Source organism: Actinocrinis puniceicyclus, from assembly GCF_018283645.1.
Lineage (GTDB): Bacteria > Actinomycetota > Actinomycetes > Streptomycetales > Catenulisporaceae > Actinocrinis > Actinocrinis puniceicyclus.
Window position 1 is genome coordinate 1 of the sequence record NZ_JAGSXH010000210.1, and the last position, 5,796, is coordinate 5,796.

Genomic DNA, 5,796 nt, shown 5'->3' on the forward strand with positions numbered 1-5,796 from the left:
GAGTAAGAGGTAACACAGAAACCGCGGGTGCCGCCGGAAGGCGGCACCCGCGGTCAGTTGTTTTCCGGCGCCCATTCAGCGGCGGCGCCTACGCCAGGCGCCGCGCACCGGGCGGCCGGTGAGAGCGGAGACCGGGGCCAGCGCCTCGGGCGCCTCGTAGTCGCCGACCTGGCGTACGACCTGGTCGTGGACGGCGCGATCGCGGGTCGCGTAACGCTGCATCGGGTCGGCGGGCCAACCCGCCTCTCCGTATCCGCTTTCGACGATGGGGATGTCCCGCGTCTCATCCGACGCCTGATGGGCGCTGACCGTGCTGGGCGGCACGCTGGTGCCGGTTCCGTCGCCGAAGCGCGGGTCGCCCTCGCCGGCGGGGCTGTACGGCACCGGCACTGCGAGCGGGGGCGCCTGGAGCATTGTCGGCGGTGGCGCGGTGACGATCGGGTTGCCGAACACGTCGAGGACCGGCTCGCCCTCCGGCTCGACGAGCGCGGCGACATCCGCGGTCTCCGGGGAAAGCAGTGGGCTGATCCCGAGCGCGAACCGGATCACCAGGTCCGCTATCCCGGCGAGCATGATGATCAACCCGGTCGCGTGCAGGTCGAGCCACTTCGGACTGGACTGGAACGCGAAGCCGAGCACGCCGCCGACGGCGATCACGATCAGGGCTCCGACGAAGCTTGTGCGTCTCACGGTGGGTTCTCCCTCCCGGCCGCGATGACGGGCCCCGGTTCGGGCCGTAATCGGATAGGCCGTCAGATCGGCCCACCAGTACCCCGGCCTACGGCGATCATGAGCCGTTGCCCGCATGACTTGCGCGGTCGCGGTTAGAGAGTATGGCGGGCCGCCGGGCCCCGGTGCGCCGCACCGGCGGCGACACGGCCGTGGAGAGGGAGGAGCAGCCGCCATGAGTGACGAGCAAACGCGACCGCAGGAGCAGTCGGGAGCAGTCCTGCCCGAACCGGCGCAGCCGCCGGCCGAGCCCCAGCCCGAATCCGACGCCGGGCTCGTTCCCGGTGCCGGGTCCGTTTCCGAGCCTGAACTTGCTTCCGAGCCGGAGCCGGAGCCGGAGCCCGCTTCCGAGTCCGAGTCCGAGCAGGCGGCGCACGACGGCCTGCCGGAAGGGTCGCTCGCCTCCGTGGGGGAGCGCCTCGGACAGCGCGTCGCGCAGGCAGGTGAGGCGGTCGGCGACAAGGTGGCCCACGTGGGAGAAGCCGCAGCCGAGCGCGTGGCACGAGTGGGAGAGGCCACGGCGCAGCGAGTCGCGCACGTCGGAGAGGCGGCCGGGCAGCGGGTCATCCTCGCCAGCGAGAACGCGGAGCACACCGTCGTCGACGCGCAGAGCCGTGCCGCGCAGATGGCGCAGCGTCTCGCCCGACGCGCCGAGGAACTGACCGGCCGGCTGCGGCACGCCGTACCGCCACCGGTGCGCGAAAAGGGCGCCACCGTCGTCGGCACGGTGCGCAAGCACCCGCGCGAAACCGCGGCGGGCTCGGCTTTCCTCGGCGTGGCCGCCGTGCTGCGCCGCAGAGGACGGCGCTCGCCGCGTGAGGACTGACCGCGGGCAGTGCTGCCGCGCGCACCCGCGATCGCGCGCCGTTTCGATCGGCGCGCGAGGGGCATCCGGGAAACCTGGTCGGCAGGCGAAAGCCGCAGGATCGAGGGATCAAGGGGCGAGCGGGTGAGTGAGATAAGACACGACGGCGGCGCCCGTTCGACCGCGGCGCTGGACAAGTATCTGCGCGCTCTTGGCCGGGCGGTGCGGGACCAGGCGGTCGCCGAGGCGGAAGAAGTGGTGTGCGGCGTCTGGGCCGCGGAACTGGCCCGTGTGCAGCACGTGACGGAACTCGGTGTCGCCTCCGCCGGCGCTGCGGCGCAGGCGGCCCGGATCCTCGTGCGCGAGCAGCAGCGGGTCGGCGACCTCGACGGTTTGGCACGCGCCCAACAGCAGCTCGAGCGCGCGCAGGAGCAGCAGCGGCGCAGCGACGAGGCCGCCCGAACCCTGCTGAAAGTGGTCACCGAGGAAATGCAACTGCTCGCGCTGGCCGCAGACGAGCGCGAGATGGTGGCGATGGCCAACCGGGCCCGGCTGAGCACGGCCCGTCGCGCCGTGTCCGCCGCGCAGGTCGGCGAGAACGAGCCTGCCTTCGACATCGACCTGCGCATGGACGGGCACGACGAGTAAGCCGAGTAAGCAGCCGAACGACCGCAGCGGTCGCGTGGCCGGCGCCGCCCCGATCAGCGGTGGCGCGGCTCGCGGCCCGGAGGCTGCTTGGGCGCAGGGTGCGGCACCGGCTGAGGGATCGGGGCGCTGACCGACTCGCCGGCCGCAACGGTGAGCCTGCGGTCGTGGTGGCGCAACTCCAACGACACAGCCTGCGAGGCTTCCGGGTCCCCTTGCGCGCCCAGCGTCCGGTCGCGGGCCAGCGAGTACGTGGCCTGATCCTCGCGCACCTCTACCGTCAGGACCCTGCCGTCCAGCAGCAGCCGGAAGCACAGCCGCTCCCAGCCGCCGGGCAGCCGCGGCGCGAACAACAGCCCGTCCTCGCGGTGGCGCATACCGCCGAAGCCGGCCACCAGCGCGATCCAACTGCCCGCCAGCGCCGCCAGGTGCAAACCGTCCGCGGTGTTCTCCTCCAGATTGTCGATGTCCATCAGCGCGGCCTCGGCGAGATAGTCGTACGCCAACCGCAGATGCCCGACCTCGGCGGCGATCACCGCCTGGCTGCACGCCGACAGCGAGGAGTCGCGCACCGTGAGCGGCTCGCAGTACTCGAAGCCGCGCGCCTTGTCCCGCGCGTCGAAGGCGTCCCCGCGCAGATGCAGCGCGAGCACCAGATCCGCCTGCTTGATCACCTGCTTGCGGTAGAGCTGGAAGTACGGGAAGTTCAACAGCAGCGGATACTGGTCCGGCTTGGTGTTCTCGAAGTCCCAGAACTCGTGCTCGGTGAACCCCTCCGCCTGCGGGTGCACCCCCCGGCTCTCGTCGTACGGGATGAACATGCCCTTCGCCGCGGCGCGCCAGCGGTCCGCCTCCTCCGGGGTCACGTCCAACTGATCCGCCGTCTCCGGGTCGCGCTGCGCGGCGTCCGCGGCGGCGGAGAGGTTCTGCTGCGCCATCAGATTCGTGTACAGATTGTTGTCCGCCAGCGCGCTGTACTCGTCCGGACCGGTGACGCCCTCGATGCGGAACTGTCCGGCGCCGTCGAAGTGGCCGAGCGAGCACCACAACCGGGCCGTGGACACCAGCAGTTCCAGCCCGGCCTCGCGCTCGAAGAGCGCGTCGTGCGTGGCGCGCTGATAGCGCAGCACCGCGTCCGCGATGTCCGCGTTGATGTGGAAGGCCGCGGTCCCGGCCGGCCAGTATCCTGAGCATTCCTGCCCTGAGATGGTGCGCCACGGGAAGGCCGCCCCGGCCAGGCCGAGCTGTTCGGCCCGTTCGCGCGCATCCGTTAGCGTGCTGTGCCGCCAGCGCAGCGCGTTACTCACCGCGTAAGGGGCCGTATATGTCAGTACCTGGTGCACGAAGGTCTCGGTGTCCCAGAACGCGTGCCCGTCATAGCCGCTTCCGGTCAGTCCCTTGGCCGGGATCGCCCGCTGCTCGGCCCGCACCCCCGACTGGAAGAGGTGGAAGAGCGCGAAACGCACCGCCTGCTGGATCGCCGGATCGCCTTCGATCTCCACGTCGGCGCACTCCCAGAACCCGTCCAGGCAGGCGCGCTGCTCCGCCAGCAGCCCCTCCCAGCCGGTCTGCCGTACCGCGCTGAGCGCCGCGTCCACCTGGTCGCGCACGGCGGGAAGCGACCTGGTCGCCGACCAGCCGTAGGCCACGAACTTCACCAGCCGCAGCGTCTCGCCCGGCTTGAGCACCGACGCCACCGTGTACCGGCCCAGGTCCGGATTGCTCACCGACGTGCCGCGGGTTCCCTCGGGGCCCTCGACGGTGTGGTCCATCGCCGCCGCCACCCGAATCCGGCTGTTGCGAACCGTGTGCACCATCGTGACCTGGTCGTCGAAGACCTCGTGCAGGTCGCCCTCCAGCGGGGAGGACAACGCGGCCGCGGCACGCGGGTCGGCGGCAGCCGGCGGCAGCTCCTCGTTCGCGATCAGCTCGGACTGCAGCACCACCCGCGCCGGACCGTCCACGGCCTCGACCTCGAAGCACACCGCCGCGATCGAACGCTGAGTCAGCGACACCAGCCGCGTCGAGCGCACCCGCACGGTTCGCCCCGCGGGAGACTCCCACTCGGCCCGCCGCCGCAGGACACCGTCGCGCAGGTCCAGCTCCCGCTCGTGCGTGTTCAGTTTGCCGTACCGGACATCGAAGGGCTCGTCGTCCACGAGCAGCCGGATGACCTTGCCGTTGGTGACGTTGATCACCGTCTCCCCGGAATCCGGGTAGCCGTAACCGGCCTCGGCATAGGGGAGCGGCCGCAGCTCGTACACGCCGTTGAGATAGGTGCCGGGCAGCCCGTGCGGCTCGCCCTCGTCCAGGTTCCCGCGCCAGCCGAAATGACCGTTGGACAGCGCGAACAGCGACTCACAGTGCTTGAGCACGTCCAGATCGAGCTCGGTTTCCAGCAACTTCCACGGTGCGTTGCGGAATATGGGATGGTCGATCACCGGGTCGCCGCCAGCAACTGGTCCAGGTCGGTGACCACCACGTCCGCGCCGTGCGCGTAGAGGGCGTCCCGCTGTCCGAGCCTGTCCACGCCGACGACCTTGCCGAACCCGCCCGCCCGACCCGCCTGCACCCCGGCCTGCGCGTCGTCGAACACCGCGGCCTGCCCGGCTTCCACGCCCAGCGCCCGCGCGGCGGCCAGGTAACTGTCCGGGGCCGGCTTGCCGAGCAGATGTCGGTCCTGCAGATCGGTTCCGTCGAAAGTGTCGTCGAAGAGCTCTGCCATGTCCGCCGCCTCCAGCACAGCGTCGCAGTTGGCGCTCGAAGTGACGACACCGGTGCGCAGACCGGCCGCACGCGCCGCTTGCACGTAACGTACCGATCCCTCGTAACGCTCGACACCCTCTGAGCGCAGCACTTCGTTGAATGCCGCGTTCTTGGCGTTACCGACGCCCTGCACTGTCTCCGCGGTCGGCGGATCGTCCTGGCTGCCCTCCGGCAAGTCGATGCCGCGCGCCATCAGGAAGGAACGCACCCCGTCCGCACGCGGTTTGCCGTCCACGTACTGTTCGTAATCCTTGACCTCGTCGAACGGCTCGAAGGGGCGCGAGTGGCGTGCGCTCAGGTTGCGCAGCAACTCATCGAAGGTGCGCTTCCAGGCGGCGGCGTGCACAGTGGCCGTCCTGGTCAGCACCCCGTCCATGTCGAACAGACAGACCCGGATCGAGCTGTCGAGGCCGAGAGACGCCGGCCGCGGCTGCGCTTCGGTCGAGCCGGCGGCATCGGGTGTTGTCACGGTTCGCTCTCCTTCGTCTGCGCTCGGCTTGGCCGCGCTCACCTGGTTCCGCCTGATCGCACGCCGCCTATTTCCGCACGCCGGCTATTTCCGCACGCCGGCCGCGGCCGTGCTGTGGTGGCGTCCGTTGGACTGCATTCTCTCGCGTTCCGTGGTCCCGCCCCAGATTCCGTACAGTTCGCCGGTCTGTTCCGCGTACGCGCGGCACACGGTGCGTACCGGGCAGTGCGCGCAGACGGCCTTGGCCGCGGTCTCACGGAAACGGCGCTGTTGGTTGTTCTCGTTGTCGGGCGCGAAGAACAGCGCGGGGTTCGCGCCGCGGCAGGCGCCGCGCTCCTGCCAGTCGTCGTCGGGAAGGGGGTACGGGCCGGGGGCCTTGCGC

6 protein-coding genes are annotated in these 5,796 nt (G+C 70.8%); 2 read left to right on the forward strand and 4 right to left on the reverse strand.

Features of this window, described 5'->3' with window-relative positions; genetic code table 11:
- Window positions 1-75: 75 nt before the first annotated feature.
- Window positions 76-690 carry a hypothetical protein gene (locus KGA66_RS27765; protein WP_211472340.1) on the reverse strand — a complete coding sequence of 205 codons (615 nt, stop codon included), beginning with the start codon at window positions 688-690 and terminating at the stop codon, window positions 76-78.
- A 214-nt stretch (window positions 691-904) separates the two neighbouring features.
- On the opposite strand from KGA66_RS27765, the gene KGA66_RS27770 reads away from it, so the two are divergent.
- Both KGA66_RS27770 and KGA66_RS27775 read left to right on the forward strand, forming a co-directional pair.
- Entirely contained in the window at window positions 905-1,555 is a 651-nt protein-coding gene (locus KGA66_RS27770) for a hypothetical protein (RefSeq protein ID WP_211472342.1), read from the forward strand.
- A 123-nt stretch (window positions 1,556-1,678) separates the two neighbouring features.
- The gene (locus KGA66_RS27775; protein ID WP_211472344.1) at window positions 1,679-2,182 is read left to right on the forward strand and encodes a hypothetical protein; all 504 of its coding nucleotides are present in this window, start codon (window positions 1,679-1,681) and stop codon (window positions 2,180-2,182) included.
- Between the two features lie 53 nt (window positions 2,183-2,235).
- On the opposite strand, the gene KGA66_RS27780 is transcribed toward KGA66_RS27775, so the two are convergent.
- From KGA66_RS27780 to KGA66_RS31265, 3 genes are all read right to left on the reverse strand, one after another.
- Window positions 2,236-4,620: a glycoside hydrolase family 65 protein gene (locus tag KGA66_RS27780; protein WP_211472346.1), complete on the reverse strand. Its 2,385-nt coding sequence runs from the start codon at window positions 4,618-4,620 to the stop codon at window positions 2,236-2,238.
- Window positions 4,617-5,414: an HAD family hydrolase gene (locus tag KGA66_RS27785; RefSeq protein WP_312887101.1), complete on the reverse strand. Its 798-nt coding sequence runs from the start codon at window positions 5,412-5,414 to the stop codon at window positions 4,617-4,619. Before KGA66_RS27785 ends, KGA66_RS27780 begins: the two co-directional genes overlap by 4 nt.
- An 84-nt stretch (window positions 5,415-5,498) precedes the next feature.
- Window positions 5,499-5,796: WhiB family transcriptional regulator (locus KGA66_RS31265; protein WP_281416869.1), on the reverse strand; the 298-nt coding region annotated here is incomplete at its 5' end.